The sequence below is a fragment of the Pseudomonadota bacterium genome (genome assembly GCA_018817425.1).
Lineage (GTDB): Bacteria > Desulfobacterota > Desulfobacteria > Desulfobacterales > RPRI01 > RPRI01.
Genome location: JAHITX010000001.1, coordinates 94,130 through 109,522, shown reverse-complemented (window position 1 = coordinate 109,522; position 15,393 = coordinate 94,130). Strand labels below are relative to the sequence as shown.

The window sequence follows — 15,393 nt, the reverse complement described above, 5'->3', positions numbered from 1 at the left end:
TAATTGTATCATTCCGAAAAAGCTTCAATCTTTCAACTACACATCAATACCCGAATATAATGGGATTTTGAGTTTTTGTTCAGGCACTATTTAAGTACATTGCAGCTGTAAAATTTGAATTAACAAACGCTTAACATCTACGCTGATAGAAAAGGGGGTTTTAAACTTTTTGAACTATTATTTAATATTTGCTTGGAAAGCGAAACAAGGCATGTTAATAGAATCTATTTTTTCTTTCAGTTTGTAAATTATTTTAATTTGTATAAAAAATTTAGGGGGATTAAATGGTAAAAACTCTCATCTCATATTCTTCAAGGTCGGGAAATACCAAAAAAATGGCCGAATATATAGCAGAAGGTATTAAGTCAACTGTGGGGATGGAAGTTGTATTAAATAAAATTGCAGATACTGTGATAGATGATATGCTTAATGCCGATGTAATCATATTCGGCTGCCCCACTTATTTTGGAGTAATGACTGCCGAGGTAAAAGAGCTAATGGATAAAAGCGTAAAATATTTTGGTAAGCTCAACGGAAAAATCGGAGGAGCTTTTACATCTTCGGGCAATATCGGGGGCGGGAATGAAACAACAATATTAAGTATTCTCCAGGGTTTTCTCATCCATGGTATGATAATACAAGGTATGCAAAAAGGAAACCATTATGGACCTGTATCAATAGGTGCACCGGATGAAACCGCCAGGGAAGAATGTATACGTTACGGAAAAATAATAGGCGACCTTAGCTTAAAGATATTGAAATGAATAATCCGAAAATCCCACATAAAGAGCTTGTAGCCGACTGGCATGCACTTATGCGAACTTTCATAAGGCCTGAAGATGTAGCTGCAAAAGCCACTCTTCTTAAATACATGGAGCAGATCCTTTTTGGACTTCATGATTTTTTAAATACGCATGTTGGTATAACGGAAGAAATCAGCTTAAAAGATTTATCGGAGCATTATAAAGATACGCTTATCAGCGAAAATCCCGAAGAAAAACTAGCCGATATTATTGCAAATATCATTGAAAAAACCGCACCTAATGCCGTTAATGTTGCATCTCCGTTTTTTGTTGGCCATATGACTTCGGCAATACCCTTTTTCATGGTACATCTTAAAACAATCACAACCGCTTTAAATCAAAACGTAGTCAAGCTTGAAACTTCAAAAATCTTATCAATTATTGAAAAGCAGGTTTTAGCAAAGATACACAGAATTATATTCAGAGAAAGTGAAGATTTTTATTTAGAACATGTTCAAAATTCCCGCACCTCCCTAGGTTGTTTCACTGAAAACGGAACGATAGCAAACCTGACTGCTTTGTGGATTGCAAGAAATACTCAGCTATGCCCGAAAGTGGGCTTTGAAGGAGTAGACCAGGAAGGGATATTCGCCGCATATAAAGCTTATGATATAGAAAAAAGCGTGATACTTGTATCCGAACTCGGTCATTTTTCGCTAAAAAAAGCCGGGGGCCTGCTTGGCATAGGAAACAAAAACATTATCTCTATAATTGTAGACAGCGACAATCGAATAGATATTATTAAGCTTAAAGAAAAAATCCATGAAATAAAAAAATCCGGACTCAAAACAAAAATTCTTGCGATAGTAGGCATAGCAGGTACTACCGAAACCGGCACCATAGACCCATTACGCCAACTCGGAGAAATTTGCTCTGAAAATAATATTCATTTCCATGTTGATGCTGCATGGGGAGGCCCTGTCCTTTTATCTGAAAAATATAAACATCTGCTTGATGGAATTGAGCTTGCCGATTCGGTGACAATTGACGGACATAAGCAATTTTATATGCCGATGAGTTCAGGCATGGTTTATTTCAAAGATCCATGCTTAATGGATTCAATAAGTTATCATGCGAATTATGTTAACAGACGCGGTTCGGTTGATCTTGGGATTAAAGCTCTTTCCGGCTCAAGAGAAGCAAACTCTCTTGTTCTTGATAGCGCTCTTAAAATAATGGGCAGCAAAGGCTATGCTCTTTTGATTGAACATGGCATAGAAACAGCAAAAAGTTTTGCTGATGAAATTAATGAACGGCCTGATTTTGAGCTGATAACACCACCTTGGTTAAACATTTTAACATACAGGATTTTTCCTGAAGAATTAAGGACACAATGGGACGATTCGGAAGATGTTCAAAGAAAAATAAATGAAAAACTTAATGAAATAAACATCATGATACAAAGGTTTCAAAGAGAAGCCGGAAATAGTTTTGTATCAAGAACCACTTTAAAAGCCTATAAAGGACGTTGTGAAAATATTGTAGTACTACGCTGCGTCATAATGAATCCAATGACAAATATGAATATTCTTCGTGAAATACTGGATGAACAGGAAAATATTTACAAAAATAATATTCATATATAACATTGATGTACAAAGAGAGTAAGGGCATTATAGCTTTTATACCCTTCCATAATCATCTTCAGTTCTTTCGGTGTCATGCTCACTAAAGCTTTCTCCGGTTTGTATTTCAATAAACACAAGGTTTTCTTCACCCTGATTACTTATCCTGTGCCAGTGCTCCAGAGGCAAATCTATAGACTGACCGGCAGATAACGCATAGCCGATATTGTTTTTAGTAACATCGGCATAACCCTGTATAATATACCAGTGTTCCGAGCGATGAAAGTGGCGTTGATAGCTTAAGCGCTGGCCGGGATAAACTACTATTCGTTTAACCTTGTGATCAGGCATATCAGATAAGATTTGATAATAACCCCAAGGTCTACGGCATTTTGGCGATTTACGCCATGAATCAAGATTAAGCATGGTATATTCTTTATAGATTTATTTTTTAATTAAACATACATCTGATGGACTCGTAAAAAGCTAACGTGTTCAAGTGTTTATCGCTGCTTAATTAATAAGCAATTTGAAAGGCATTTCTTTAAGAACTATAAGCAAAATGAAAGGATAAGTCAATAATGAAAGCCCACCCACAGACAGGGCGAATGGAGCAGTTGCTGCATGATTTTGAGCCAGTCCGATACTTGTGTGCGGAAAGACTATGGTAGATATCACTTAACCCATGTTCGACAACAATTTTATGAATAACGAATAAAAGCAAAATGATATGATAAATCAGATAGCTTTTTCTTCACTACATTATTGCTTGATAGCCGGTTTTGTTCAAGGATGTTTTAATTTTTATCCTGCTCAAATCTATTTGCTTTGTTTGGGAAAGCCATCTTCATCAACAGTTAATGCCAGTGTTACCAAAGGCCGGTCATTCCGGCGCTCTTTGGATTTGCCTGGTTTGGATAACCTGCTTGTACGCTTGCTGCCTTCAAAATAAGTGTTGGTCAGATCATATAAAATAACCGTTTCTTTTAAATCAAAAATCCCTCTTGCTGTTTCCCTTTCACTTGCGGGATGAACAAGTCTTGCGACAATCAACATCTTCGCATAATCAATTTCTTTATCACTGAACTTGAGATCCTTTAATATTTTATCAAACCCGTATTCCTGTAAACTATTTACTGCAAGATGTTCAGCGCCCATGGTTTTAACATCGGTTGTAGAAACAGAGTGAATGTCCACTTTTTCATACAGAGGAGCCGGATTATAAACTGTTTTATTGTTACCGGCACAACGAAGCTGTTCTTTGATGATTACTTTGGAATAGTGTTTGGCAAGTGTTTCAATCTCAGGATCTGTCGGAAATAGTCTTTCTTGTTTATGAAGCTCGCTTTCAATAGAATTAGCCAGCTCTTTCCATTTATCTTTAGGCAAGTCCAGAAAACCCATATTCAATATAAGAGTTTGCCTTGGACCATTAGGAGTGCGGACCGATTCTACCAACTGATGCTGGATATATTTTTTACCTTTTATGGATTTAACAGTTTCCCGGATAAACATGACGTATGTATACTATCCATCCCGAACCATGTCGTGCATTATTATTATATATTCAGTCACTACATATGCTTTTCAAGAAATCGCTTACTATAATATCAGATAGTTATAAAAATATCACCGCTAAATTTAATAAATTTTTATCTGTTTTTGTCGAACTTGGGTTAAGGAAAAATCTATGCCCAAATTCAAAGTTGGTGAGTCAATAACTCAAATGGTATTATTTCCTGAAACCATTAATGACTATCTTCCTGAAGGCCATTTAGCAAAGCTTGTGTTGTCAATCGTTTCAAGTTTGAATATTGATGCAATTATTTTCAAATTCAGCGAATTGTAGAGCCCCCGACAAATTTAGGGGCTTTTTTTTGGGGGTTATCTTTCGCCATATTTTCCCGCTGCATTTTCCAAGCTGGCCCTTACTCTCGGAGCAGCTGTCCTTGCAGGCTCGCAGATAGGTGCGAGACTAGGCGTACAAGATCGATAAAAAGCGTCATAAGAAATATTTTGGTTATCTTTTAATTTTTATCGCGTGCTGGATGGGCTATATGGCATTTTAACAGAAGATAGAAAGTGGGGCAAATCTGTAAAGATCAATCATGTTTGAGAGGCTCCCGATATGGTCAAATTGTTACCCTTGCCTTTGGTTATATTTTTTGTTAAAATATCGAATTAAAAACATTGTCTATAGAAAACAGCTTCCTTTTATAGCTTTCACCCCATTATAAATAAGAGGTATACTATGAAGAAAAATGTACTTGTCATCGGCGGCAGTTATTTTGCCGGCAGAGTTTTTTGCATCAATACCTCAAAAGGTGACAATGTCGCGCTGCATGTGGTGAACCGAGGCACATATACTCTTAATCTGCCCGGCGTATGTGAGTATAAATGCGACAGGCATGATGTGGAGAAATTGTCTGAAATACTACCCGATATAAAATTTGATGCAGTGATAGATTTCTGCGGCTATAATCCCGGCGAAATAAGCGCGATCATCAATTTGCTGCTAAGCAGGACAGGGCAGTATATATTCATAAGTACTAGCAGTGTGTACGTAACAACAGGTGTGAAAAAAGAGAGCTCCCCCTTGGTAGAAGAGGACAGAACAGACCCAATATCAGAATATATATCCAACAAAATACAACTGGAGCATGAGTTGAAAGACGCATGTGCTTCCCTGGGAATACCATATACGATAGTGCGCCCGACCTTCATATACGGACCGTATAATTACGTTCCTCGGGAGTCGTATTTCATACAGCAGATACTAAAGGGTCTCCTTGTGCCTGAGCTTACGGACGCAAGTGCAAAGTTCAGTATGGTATATGTTTTGGACCTCGCTCGCGCTCTTGAGATGTTTGTGGGAAACAATAAGGCATATAACGGGGAGTTCAATCTGGCAGGTGTGGAGGAGGTGACATATACCTCTTTGTTTTCCGAGCTGGAGCGCTGCAACGGGGCACCATTTCTAAAACAGCCGGTGACGGTATCACAGGTCATAGCTGAAAATATCCCTCTGCCGTTTCCGCTGGACGAAGACGATTTGTGCAGCGGAGAGAAAATGACACAGCGCTTTGGGTTTGAATACACATCTTTTTCCGCCGGGATGGACAAAACGTTCACAGCGTTCAAGGCGGTATTTTCATAAATAAAATTTATCGATTATCCGCAGATGTTCATTGTAAAAATTGCTGCATAATGATTTTAAGCTATTGTGTCGGCGATCTTTCAAGTTCGCCTATTAACCGAGCTCTTTCAGAATCACCCAGTTGTGATTTGCGACCTCTACCGGATTAATATGTACAATAATTAAGGAGTCTACTATATATATGACAATTTTTAATAAGATAGAATCCAGTGAATTGTTTATGGGGAAAATAAGTAACGGCAGTGATCTGTTGGAAGAAATCACTGATATTTGTCGAAAGAAGTCCATAATGCTTGGGCGTATAGAAGCTATAGGTGCTGTACAAAAGGCACGCCTTGCATTTTACAATCAGCAAACTCGTGAATATCAATTTATTACAATAGATCAACCACTGGAAATAACGCAACTAGTGGGCAATATTTCACTTAAGGACGGGGAACCGGTTGTTCATGCCCATATCACTTTTGCGGACAAGACAGGACAAGCCTATGGCGGGCATCTTGCTCCTGGAACAGTGGTTTTTGCATGTGAATTTATAATGGAAGTTTTTACAGGACAGGTTTTTGAGAGAAAGCCTGATAAACTAACCGGCTTGCATTTGTGGGAAATGCGGAAATAAAAGCAAATGAGCAAAGAAGCATTAAAAATGCTGGAGAATTTTTCTGCAATCTGGAATTTCAGGGTTTTATCAATAGACAGTCATTCTATCACTATTGGAAAATTGGTGATCGCAATAGCTGTTTTTATTGCAGGCATTATAACCATCAGAATCCTGAATAAAACTATAGGAAACCGTCTCTTCAGCAAATCCCGGTTCAAGGAGACCACCACCGCTGCCATTCAGAAAATGTTCAACTACTTTGCCTATCTTTTGGTTTTGCTTTTTGCTCTTCGTATGCTCAACATCCCCCTCACAGCCTTTGCTTTCCTGGGTGGCGCCATTGCCATAGGTGTTGGCTTCGGAGCCCAAACGCTGATTAACAATTTCATCAGCGGTTTCATTATAATGGCGGAACAGCCAATTGCCATTGGTAACCTCATTGATGTTGATGGAGTTTTGGGCCAGGTTGAGGAAATCGGAGCAAGATGTACGCGCATCCGAACAGGAGAAAACATTCATATATTGATACCAAACAGCGTTTTTCTGGAAAAAAACATAACTAACTGGACTTTATCAGATCAGAAAATCAGGGCAAAGGTTGTTGTGGGTGTTATCTACGGTTCTCCTGTAAAGGAAGTAGAAAGACTTTTGTTAAAAACCGTAAAAGAAAATGATAAAGTTCTACAGGATATAGAACCCTTTGTTGTGTTTTCCGATTTTGGAGATAATGCTTTAATTTTTGAGGTTCACTTTTGGATAAGTATTCGCCGCATTATAGATCGACGCCTCATTGAAAGCAGCATAAGGTTTCGCATTGATGCTCTCTTCCGCGAGGCAGGCATTGTAATTGCCTTTCCACAGCGTGACGTTCATCTTGATACTTTAAAGCCGCTTGAATTTCGCCTTTTAAACAACAAGGCAGTACCGGAAGAAAATCGATAAACAAATGAGCCACTTTCAAAACGTTTCAGTTTGGTCAAGCTCAAGGCGGGAGAAAATTTCAACCATAGGAATACATTAAGTATTTCGAGGATAGCGCTAAAGCTTCACTCCGTGCGAAATTTGAGCCCAACGCTTAAGATCGGCCAAAATGGGGCGTTTTGAAACTGGCTCAAATATCTTTCATTTCTTTCGCCCGTTAATATCATCAAACACATTACCTTGTTTTACCATGTCCAGATGCAAAAGATTATCGGAAGCATAAATAGTTCCTCTTAAACTGTATACTTTACCGAAAATATCTTTTTTAAGCAAAGTACTTATTATTTTGTCCGGTCCGGTAAGCTTTAGCACAGGAGGAAAAAGTTGATTAATAATGGAGTACCCGTGTTTGGTCCCACTAATATTTCTTACTTTATCAATCTTAAAAAGCATTGTTTTATTAAGGATTTTAACAGTAATGATATCTACCTTCGGACGTTTGTCTACAGGATAAAAAGTTCCGATAAGCAAGATTGTGGGGTTCTCCCTGATTTGTGGCAAGTAAACCCTGTTGACAACATGGTCGCATTGCACATTGGAAGAAAAAAATACCAATATGAATAAAAACAAAAAAACTGCCCCTATGCATTTATTCATAAATCTCATAATTATTCCCTAAATTTGTTAAATCTATTTTATGCCCTTGGCTGATAGTGCCTTTTAAGCCAGGAAGCCAGACCATCCAGTCCGGGAAAAAGCATTCTTTCCGTAATATTTGCCTGATCAAGCTTGTCTCTTATCTCCCATTTAAGCTCTTTCGGAATTATGATACGTCTGAAAAGCTTTGGGTGTTTGATTATCCAATCTTCCATGCTTGAAACCGGGCTTGACATGAACGAAAACAGCGCAAACTGGTTAACTATTCGCGCATCTATGGAAGGCGGCTCAAAAAAGGCGACAAGCATTTCAGAGGACAGAGTGTCAAAACTGTGGGCATCAGGAAGCGCTTTTTCCAGCATTCCTATTGTCAAGGCATTTGCATTTGCTGCCGAAAGCTCGCCGCTCAAGGGTTCAGGAAGAAGACGGTTTGCTTCTACGTAATCGACTTTCCAAATAACGCCATCTACGTCATATTTGCCGGTATCGCTTGTTGCATAGTGCATAGCAACAAAAGGCGAATATGTCCAATCAAGAAGTCTTGTCGGCAGGCCATGATGCTGAGCAAGAGTCATCCAGCTCCAATGAGAATCTCCAATATCAACATCATCAAGCCTTGCATATTTCCTGAAATTTCTTAGCAGATGATATTCCAGTTGGGTCGAATTACAGCAATTGCGCGAGAAACTTGTAAGCAGTTTATAATTTTTGTCGGATAGTCCCCTGAACGCATAATTGGATCTAAAACGTAAAATATCTTTCTGCCAGGAGCCTTCGTAAACACGTTCACATAAATCGGCCCATGACTTGATTACTACATCATTTTGTTCAACCGGATTCGTCATTTGTTCCTCACTGAGATAGCTTGCAGATCAATTTCGCTTTTGCCCATGGAAACCAGGGCTTTTAGTATTTCATTAACAGGCATTGCAAGCGGTTTAACTAAATTTTCATCCATTACTATCAGGCGTCCTGATGTTGGATTCGGAACACCCGGTATAAAAATTACTAATTTTGTATTTCCTTTATCATCGGTTATTTTATTGGTTACTAATCCAAGCTCTTCAGATTCAATATCTCTGCTGGGAACCAGTACTGCCTCATGGAATATTGCATCTTCTCCTTTCCCATAGCCAAGTATCTGTTTCAAAGTTTGATATAAGCGGCCCAATGCGGGCATTTTATCCAACACGCTATCAACCCGGTTCCAAACCCATTTGCCTATAAAAGTAGTAAGCGCAAATCCAATCAGATAAATAAGAATAACTGCGGCAAGAAGCCCGAAACCCGGAAAATAGAAAGGCAATTTCGAAAGCCCTGAACTTGAAATGCTTGATTCCAGATAACCAATGGTAATAATTAAACCGCCCACAGGTAATATGGCGACGATTCCTGCCAAAAGACTACTTGTAATGTGTTTACGTATTCGTTTCATATTTTTTAATTTTTAAAAAGTTATTTTATAAATCTGCGTATTGGTTTGGGTATATTTAATGCTACAATCTTTCTATTGGTCAGGTATTTAAGTCCTTCTCTATCATCTCTTTTTCAGTGATATCTTTTTAGAAGCATTTCGGCAATACAGGAAATAACAGGGTCCTTCTCTATCACAATTCTTTTAAGTACTTCCCTGGCGTAATCATTTCGAAAAGCACCTATTGCTCTTACCGCCTGTAAAACGATAGCTCTATCTTCAGATATGAGTAGCGGCTCAATACCTTCTTTGATATAGCGAATTGCCATATCATCACAAACTTTATTCCTGGCCAGGCTTATGGACGACTCTTCCAGTATCAGCAGCATCTGTATCGAGCTTTTACCTTTATTGTTAAGCTGCCACAAAATATCATCGGCTATTTCCTTATCACATAAATATTTATTATATCCTCTCAGATGGTCTCTTGTCTGTGGGTATTTTGCAGATGCAATCAGAATCCTTATTTTTAATTTTAGAGCCTTTTGATTGGCGGGATTTAAAGATAGAGCAAGACTCGCTTTTTCCTGAGCCGCATCAAACTGTTTTTTCAAAAAAAGATCTTCAGCAGAAGCCAGATAGTTTTCCGACTCTTCCAGCTTTTTCTGCAATCTGTATTTTTCTTCCTCACCATAATAACGTTTATGCCTCCCGTCTATATCAAATAAGCTACGCCCCAAAAAATCTCCTGTTAATATTATTGGAGAACAAACCGTTCGAGGCACCAGTAAAGCACATTCGGTAACGTATTCCTTATCCCAATTAATATTATCCCACAACAAATCCACAGTATCGGCGGCAGCATCATCCACTACGGATATGGGATGAACAACTAATGCATCAATGCTTACTGCTACTAATCCGGTTGGTATTATCAAAGGGGATGAAATTACTCTTAAGGTTTTATCTTCAGGAACGCAATATTTTTCAAATGTATTTAGTATCGGAGTGTTGTTTCGATTAAAAACCGCGCAACCATTTAGAAATAGTACTATCACAACAAAAATAATTAATTTATTAATAGTCATATTTAATCCACTCCTATTAATTTATTGAGAAAAAGCATCGTAGAATCATATCGCCGGTAAAATAGAGTGGTGTTGAAATAACTTTTGGTAAAAGTAGCATCATCTGACGAAAATCAGATCCCTGTGGATTTTCCCAAATGACTTCAGAGGTATCTTCAGCCGCTTTTGGAACTGATACCAGTGGATGCACTATTGTCATATCTGTAATGGCTGCAACTGTTCCTACCGGCATAAAGACCGGTGCAGCAGTAATTTTGCCCCCGGTGCTTTCGATTTGTATCTTGTCATCCAGGAGATTAAGTGTCCGTCTATTATCTTTATCTGCGATTGCACATCCGGAACAAATAACAACGCTCAATAAGGTTATTAATATAAAAAAACAATTATAGTTTTTAATCTGCATCAGGTTACCTCCTGTATCTTTTCAGTGAGATCACGTTTTCGTATTCATTGCAAGTGTTGGCGCATTTAATTTGCCATTTCTTGTGGCCAAATACTATTCTTCTTCATTGTATTATTTTCCCGATTCTATCCCAGCGTATCTTCCGGTTTTCCTTATCCCATGACCAATAAATACTACAGGCTTTTCCTTCCACATTCGATTTTTTTACAAATCCCCAAAATCTGCTGTCATAACTGTGATCCCTGTTGTCACCCATTACAAAGACAGAGTCATCCGGGACAGTCACAGGACCGAAATTGTCTCTTGGCATAGAATCTTTCGGAATTATTTTTGGTTCAGTATAAATTGCATAGGGCTCTTGAAACAAGGCTCTATTGATGAATACTTTCTTGTCCACAATTTCGATGGTTTCTCCACCTAAAGCTATAATTCGCTTTATGAAATCTTTGTTGGGGTCTTCAGGAAAAGGGAAAAGGATTATATCTCCTCTATTTAATCCTGCTCTTACTGCAAATAATTTTCTGGCGATAATATGATCGCCAATCTGCAAAGTTGGTTTGAAAGAGGAGGCAGGTATTTTATAAGCCTGAAAAAAATACTTTTTAACCAATGCATTATCTATCGGCTGTACGATAAGCGAAGCCAAGATCCAGCATCCGAGATAAATATACCATTTGTTATATTTCTTTGGGATATATCCGAACCTTTTCTGTTTTGAAGCTTTTGCGGCATCTAATATACAATACAACAGGAATGCAATCACTACTAAAACACCGGAAAATAATACAGGGGCCGTTGGGTAAAAATAAACCAGCGGGGAAAAACCAGCTAATAGAAAAACTTGCCATATAAAAAACAGAAGGATTCCTTTTTTAGCCTCTCCTGAGTACAGGTGCCCCAACCCTATTCCAAAAAGAGTCAATACCCCTGCATACCATGCGCTTCTTGGCTTATCATTCAAAAGTAGTCCTCCTTTTCGTGAAAACATAACGTTATTATAAATGAACAGAAAGAACAAAGCATAGCAAGGCGATTTTTGTTTATCGCCTCACATCATTATTTATACCTCGTGTAGAGACGCAAAATTTTGCGTCTCTAAATGTCTATGAATCAGTGAGATATAATTTCATCATCCGAGCCACTTTCAAAACGTTTCAGTTTGGTCAAGCTCAAGGCGGGCGAAAATTTCAACCACAGGAATACATTGAGTATTTCGAGGATTGAAATTTGAGCTCAACGCAGAGATCGGCCAAAATGGGGCGTTTTGAAACTGGCTCATCCTTCAAATTTATCGGATTATTTTAGTATAATATTACATTTTATAACATGATTAATTATTTCGCTTGTTGCGATCATAAAAACGAAAATGCCATGCAAAATCTATTTTTTCTCCGCGGATGATGGAACCAATATTTTTGATTGCGGCCCAAAGCGGTTTTGCGAACATGAAGACGGTGGTGATCGTTATCGTTGTAGAGACGCAAAATTTTGCGTCTCTACCGGTTGAACGATGATAGAACTGGGTACTTCGCTGTGTTTTACGCGATAGCCGACGAAGATTATGACATAAACATTAATAAATTTTACCGACCTGCTTTATGTTTTACCTTTGATCGCACCTTGCAAAGTGGTTTGTAAGAAATCCATATATACCACAATATGCATCTATATAATAGAAAGAAGCAAACATAGACCGCCTACTGCCATAAGAAAAATACAAATAATCAGAAGCTGCCCATATTTTTCAATTCTCTCTTTTCTTCGTTGTTCTGTTTTACCTGTTTAATTTAGTCGGCTAGTATAATACAAGGTTCCCCAGATTGCCGCACATATGCCAAAAACACCTTCGATAATGTCAATTATTTGATTCATATTACTTTAGCTTGATCTAACGATAAAGCTTATAATCAATATTAAATTTTCTTGCCTTGTAATTAAATTTTCTGATTGTAGTTTTTAATACTTTTGCAGCTTGGGCGCAGTTTCCTCTGGTGTTTTTTAGTGCATCGATAATTTTTTCTTTTTCAAGATTTTCAACCGAACCTTCAAGTGAAAGCAAGGGCATTGTTCCGGATTCCACACCTGTTTGTAAGGTAGGTGGAAGATGGTAGCTGTGAATGGTTTTTTCTTCGCATAACAGAACAGCCCTTTCTATACAATTTTCCAGTTCCCTCACATTTCCCGGCCAGTGGTATGCCATAAGCATATCAATTGAAGGTGTGGAAAACCTGCGAATATCTTTTTTATTTTCCTTTGTATATTTTTCAAGAAAGCTGTCTGCCAAAAGGAGAATATCGGTTTTTCTTTCTCTTAAAGGCGGCATATAAATCGGAAAGACATTTAATCTGTAATAGAGATCCCCCCTGAAAGTCCCGTCTTCAACACCTTGTTCAAGATTTTTATTTGTAGCAGCGATAATACGGACATCCGTTTTTATTGTTTTATGCCCTCCTATCCTGTCGAACTCTTTTTCCTGAAGTACTCTAAGCAAATTTACCTGAACATCAAGATTTATTGAGCCTATTTCATCCAAAAATATAGTGCCTTTATTTGCAAGTTCGAATTTTCCGAGCTTTTGTTTAATTGCGCCTGTAAAGGCCCCTTTTTCATGCCCGAACAGTTCACTTTCTATAAGGTTTGCCGGAAGAGCTGCACAATTAACTTTTACAAAAGGCCCTTTTGCTCTGTGACTGCCATAATGAATTGAGTTTGCTATAAGCTCCTTGCCTGTACCGCTTTCACCACGAACAAGAACAGTGGCATTGCTTTTTGAGACTTGAGAAATCATCTGGAAGACTTCTCTCATTCTGCTGCTGTTGCCTGTGATATTTGTTATGCTGTATTTGTTTTCAAGTTCACTTTTCAGCCTTTTATTTTCATTTCTTAACTGTTCTTTCTCAAGATTTATGTTCTCAAGATTTATAACTTGCCTGGCTATCATTGTTGCTATAACCGAAAGTAGTTTCGTGCCTTCCTTAAGCTGATATTTTTCATCATAAGGCCTGTCTACACTGAGCGCTCCTATAACCTGATTTTCTTTTTTTACAGGAACACAAATAAACGAGACCTCCTGATTTTTTGAATTCTTGCGCGAAGCCGTACGATTGAGAAAAAGAGGCTCCTCACTGATTTTGGCAATGGAGAATTCTTTTCCTGTTTCAATGACGCGTCCTGTAATTCCTTCCCCCAGCTTATATTTTACATTGTCTACTGCGCTCTTTGAAATACCATGCGCCACCTCGATATTTATTTCATTGCTCAAGGGGTTTAAGATAGTAATTGTTCCCCGAACCATGTTCATGGAAGTGGACAGAATATCTAAGACTTTATATAATGATTTCTTAAGATCAAGATGTTCGTTTAATGCATTGCTTATTTCATAAAGCATCGTAACATCTTCAATTTTTTGCATGGTTTGTTTATCGGTCATTGGCGGCAATAAGTTTCAAGAAAACTTTCTCCTTTTATTTTATGTAAAATTTTTCTTGAGATAATAATACAAAAATGTAAAAAATAGCAAGCTTTCTTACAATAATATTTAAACCTGCATAGGAACAAACCGATCAATTGTAAAGCATTAACGGATAGGAACAATATTTATGATTCTTCATATTGATATGGATGCTTTTTTTGCTTCTGTTGAGCAGCTTGATGACCGGACACTCACCGGCAAAAGCGTTGTTGTCGGTGGCTTATCCGGAAGGGGAGTCGTTGCTGCGGCAAATTATGAGGCAAGAAAATATGGGGTTCGTTCTGCAATGCCCATGTACCTTGCAAGACAAAAATGCCCTCAGGCTGTATTTCTCAGTCCCCGGAAAAGCAGATATTCTGAAATTTCAAAAAAAATAATGGCACTGCTCGAAACATTTTCTCCGCTTGTCGAGCCTGTTTCAATTGATGAAGCATATGTGGATATTAGCGGCTGCGAAAGATTGTATGGCAGCCCAAAGCATATAGGCTTAACCATAAAACAGAAGATAAAAGACAATATCTGTCTTAGTTGCTCTATCGGTATAGCTCCTAACAAATTTCTTGCAAAAATTGCTTCTGATATGGATAAGCCAGATGGCTTAACTTTAATAGATCCAGCTGATGCAGTCAGGTTCGCAGAAACCATACCGATAGATAAAGTGCCGGGAGTCGGCAAGGTAACACAAAAAGAACTTGAAAATATCGGAGTTAAACTGCTTGGTGATATAAAAAAATATCCAAAAGATATGCTGATAAAAAAATTCGGCAAATTTGGCCAAAGGTTGATAGAGTTATCATCGGGCCATGACGATTCTCCGGTTGTAGTTTGTGCCCAAAGCAAATCCATAAGCACTGAAACAACTCTGGATCAGGACACTGGTGAAAAAATGCTATTGAAGAAATATCTTTTAAATCAGGCCGAAGATGTCGGAAAGCAGTTAAGAAGTCTTGATCTTAGAGCAAAAACAATTGTGCTTAAAATTAAACATGCCGATTTTAGCCAGGTTACAAGAAATAATACTATTAATACACCAACTCAATCTTCACAAATTATATTTAAAGAAGCCTATAATCTTTTAAAAGCCTATGAAATTAAAACAAAGATCAGACTTATCGGCATAGGGGCTACCAATCTTATATCTGCTTCGAATCCGGTCCAGATTGATATTTTCGAAACTAATGCCGGAAATTGCAGCAAATGGGAAAAAGTGGATAAAACAGTTGATGACATCAAAAAGAAATTTGGGGAAAAGATAGTAATAAAAAAAACTATATTATAAAGGTCTGCTTTCTTTAACCAATATAAAGGATAT

At 37.9% G+C, this 15,393-nt stretch carries 16 protein-coding genes; 7 read left to right on the top strand and 9 right to left on the bottom strand.

The window, feature by feature from the left end; genetic code table 11:
• Window positions 1-284: 284 nt before the first annotated feature.
• Together KKC46_00555 and panP are read left to right on the top strand one after the other, a co-directional pair.
• Window positions 285-764, top strand: coding sequence for an NAD(P)H-dependent oxidoreductase (locus KKC46_00555; GenBank protein MBU1052303.1), 480 nt, complete (start codon window positions 285-287; stop codon window positions 762-764).
• Window positions 761-2,389, top strand: a complete 1,629-nt coding sequence (gene panP, locus KKC46_00550) for a putative pyridoxal-dependent aspartate 1-decarboxylase (GenBank protein MBU1052302.1) — start codon at window positions 761-763, stop codon at window positions 2,387-2,389. Before KKC46_00555 ends, panP begins: the two co-directional genes overlap by 4 nt.
• 36 nt (window positions 2,390-2,425) lie before the next feature.
• On the opposite strand, the gene KKC46_00545 is transcribed toward panP, so the two are convergent.
• Together KKC46_00545 and KKC46_00540 are read right to left on the bottom strand one after the other, a co-directional pair.
• Window positions 2,426-2,794: a phosphomannose isomerase type II C-terminal cupin domain gene (locus KKC46_00545; protein ID MBU1052301.1), complete on the bottom strand. Its 369-nt coding sequence runs from the start codon at window positions 2,792-2,794 to the stop codon at window positions 2,426-2,428.
• Window positions 2,795-3,187: 393 nt separating this feature from the next.
• On the bottom strand, window positions 3,188-3,883 hold the full coding sequence (locus KKC46_00540) for a hypothetical protein (GenBank protein ID MBU1052300.1): 696 nt from the start codon (window positions 3,881-3,883) through the stop codon (window positions 3,188-3,190).
• A gap of 175 nt (window positions 3,884-4,058) precedes the next feature.
• Between KKC46_00540 and KKC46_00535 the strand changes: the two genes are divergently transcribed.
• The 4 genes from KKC46_00535 (at window position 4,059) to KKC46_00520 (ending at window position 7,068) form a co-directional block, all read left to right on the top strand.
• Window positions 4,059-4,217 (top strand): hypothetical protein, encoded by a 159-nt coding sequence (locus tag KKC46_00535; protein ID MBU1052299.1) that lies wholly within the window; start codon window positions 4,059-4,061, stop codon window positions 4,215-4,217.
• Window positions 4,218-4,619: 402 nt separating this feature from the next.
• The gene (locus KKC46_00530; GenBank protein ID MBU1052298.1) at window positions 4,620-5,525 is read left to right on the top strand and encodes an NAD-dependent epimerase/dehydratase family protein; all 906 of its coding nucleotides are present in this window, start codon (window positions 4,620-4,622) and stop codon (window positions 5,523-5,525) included.
• A 181-nt stretch (window positions 5,526-5,706) separates the two neighbouring features.
• Window positions 5,707-6,144, top strand: coding sequence for a DNA-binding protein (locus KKC46_00525; GenBank protein ID MBU1052297.1), 438 nt, complete (start codon window positions 5,707-5,709; stop codon window positions 6,142-6,144).
• A 6-nt stretch (window positions 6,145-6,150) separates the two neighbouring features.
• Complete coding sequence (locus tag KKC46_00520) at window positions 6,151-7,068, top strand: mechanosensitive ion channel (GenBank protein MBU1052296.1); 918 nt, start codon at window positions 6,151-6,153, stop codon at window positions 7,066-7,068.
• A gap of 180 nt (window positions 7,069-7,248) precedes the next feature.
• Here KKC46_00520 and KKC46_00515 read toward each other — a convergent pair whose 3' ends face one another.
• The 7 genes from KKC46_00515 to KKC46_00485 all read right to left on the bottom strand — a co-directional run bounded on the left by KKC46_00515 (window position 7,249) and on the right by KKC46_00485 (window position 14,021).
• Window positions 7,249-7,713 carry a hypothetical protein gene (locus KKC46_00515; GenBank protein ID MBU1052295.1) on the bottom strand — a complete coding sequence of 155 codons (465 nt, stop codon included), beginning with the start codon at window positions 7,711-7,713 and terminating at the stop codon, window positions 7,249-7,251.
• 29 nt (window positions 7,714-7,742) lie between these two features.
• Window positions 7,743-8,549 carry an FRG domain-containing protein gene (locus KKC46_00510; GenBank protein MBU1052294.1) on the bottom strand — a complete coding sequence of 269 codons (807 nt, stop codon included), beginning with the start codon at window positions 8,547-8,549 and terminating at the stop codon, window positions 7,743-7,745.
• Window positions 8,546-9,139 carry a DUF502 domain-containing protein gene (locus tag KKC46_00505; GenBank protein ID MBU1052293.1) on the bottom strand — a complete coding sequence of 198 codons (594 nt, stop codon included), beginning with the start codon at window positions 9,137-9,139 and terminating at the stop codon, window positions 8,546-8,548. The genes KKC46_00510 and KKC46_00505 overlap by 4 nt, the downstream gene beginning before the upstream one ends.
• Before the next feature lie 113 nt (window positions 9,140-9,252).
• Window positions 9,253-10,206 (bottom strand): hypothetical protein, encoded by a 954-nt coding sequence (locus KKC46_00500; GenBank protein ID MBU1052292.1) that lies wholly within the window; start codon window positions 10,204-10,206, stop codon window positions 9,253-9,255.
• A gap of 16 nt (window positions 10,207-10,222) precedes the next feature.
• Entirely contained in the window at window positions 10,223-10,609 is a 387-nt protein-coding gene (locus KKC46_00495) for a hypothetical protein (protein ID MBU1052291.1), read from the bottom strand.
• 103 nt (window positions 10,610-10,712) lie between these two features.
• The gene (gene lepB, locus KKC46_00490; GenBank protein MBU1052290.1) at window positions 10,713-11,597 is read right to left on the bottom strand and encodes a signal peptidase I; all 885 of its coding nucleotides are present in this window, start codon (window positions 11,595-11,597) and stop codon (window positions 10,713-10,715) included.
• Window positions 11,598-12,497: 900 nt separating this feature from the next.
• Window positions 12,498-14,021 carry a sigma 54-interacting transcriptional regulator gene (locus tag KKC46_00485; protein MBU1052289.1) on the bottom strand — a complete coding sequence of 508 codons (1,524 nt, stop codon included), beginning with the start codon at window positions 14,019-14,021 and terminating at the stop codon, window positions 12,498-12,500.
• Between the two features lie 187 nt (window positions 14,022-14,208).
• On the opposite strand from KKC46_00485, the gene KKC46_00480 reads away from it, so the two are divergent.
• Window positions 14,209-15,360: a DNA polymerase IV gene (locus KKC46_00480; protein ID MBU1052288.1), complete on the top strand. Its 1,152-nt coding sequence runs from the start codon at window positions 14,209-14,211 to the stop codon at window positions 15,358-15,360.
• Window positions 15,361-15,393: the final 33 nt, after the last annotated feature.

Bases quoted from the DNA above. Each gene is read 5' to 3' on its own strand.
- KKC46_00525 (MBU1052297.1), top strand. From the start codon at position 5,707: ATGACAATTTTTAATAAGATAGAATCCAGTGAATTGTTTATGGGGAAA.
- lepB (MBU1052290.1), bottom strand. From the start codon at position 11,597: ATGTTTTCACGAAAAGGAGGACTACTTTTGAATGATAAGCCAAGAAGC.
- KKC46_00505 (MBU1052293.1), bottom strand. From the start codon at position 9,139: ATGAAACGAATACGTAAACACATTACAAGTAGTCTTTTGGCAGGAATC.
- KKC46_00495 (MBU1052291.1), bottom strand. From the start codon at position 10,609: ATGCAGATTAAAAACTATAATTGTTTTTTTATATTAATAACCTTATTG.
- KKC46_00515 (MBU1052295.1), bottom strand. From the start codon at position 7,713: ATGAGATTTATGAATAAATGCATAGGGGCAGTTTTTTTGTTTTTATTC.
- KKC46_00555 (MBU1052303.1), top strand. From the start codon at position 285: ATGGTAAAAACTCTCATCTCATATTCTTCAAGGTCGGGAAATACCAAA.
- KKC46_00480 (MBU1052288.1), top strand. From the start codon at position 14,209: ATGATTCTTCATATTGATATGGATGCTTTTTTTGCTTCTGTTGAGCAG.
- KKC46_00545 (MBU1052301.1), bottom strand. From the start codon at position 2,794: ATGCTTAATCTTGATTCATGGCGTAAATCGCCAAAATGCCGTAGACCT.
- KKC46_00500 (MBU1052292.1), bottom strand. From the start codon at position 10,206: ATGACTATTAATAAATTAATTATTTTTGTTGTGATAGTACTATTTCTA.
- KKC46_00530 (MBU1052298.1), top strand. From the start codon at position 4,620: ATGAAGAAAAATGTACTTGTCATCGGCGGCAGTTATTTTGCCGGCAGA.
- KKC46_00540 (MBU1052300.1), bottom strand. From the start codon at position 3,883: ATGTTTATCCGGGAAACTGTTAAATCCATAAAAGGTAAAAAATATATC.
- KKC46_00520 (MBU1052296.1), top strand. From the start codon at position 6,151: ATGAGCAAAGAAGCATTAAAAATGCTGGAGAATTTTTCTGCAATCTGG.
- KKC46_00485 (MBU1052289.1), bottom strand. From the start codon at position 14,021: ATGCAAAAAATTGAAGATGTTACGATGCTTTATGAAATAAGCAATGCA.
- KKC46_00510 (MBU1052294.1), bottom strand. From the start codon at position 8,549: ATGACGAATCCGGTTGAACAAAATGATGTAGTAATCAAGTCATGGGCC.
- KKC46_00535 (MBU1052299.1), top strand. From the start codon at position 4,059: ATGCCCAAATTCAAAGTTGGTGAGTCAATAACTCAAATGGTATTATTT.
- panP (MBU1052302.1), top strand. From the start codon at position 761: ATGAATAATCCGAAAATCCCACATAAAGAGCTTGTAGCCGACTGGCAT.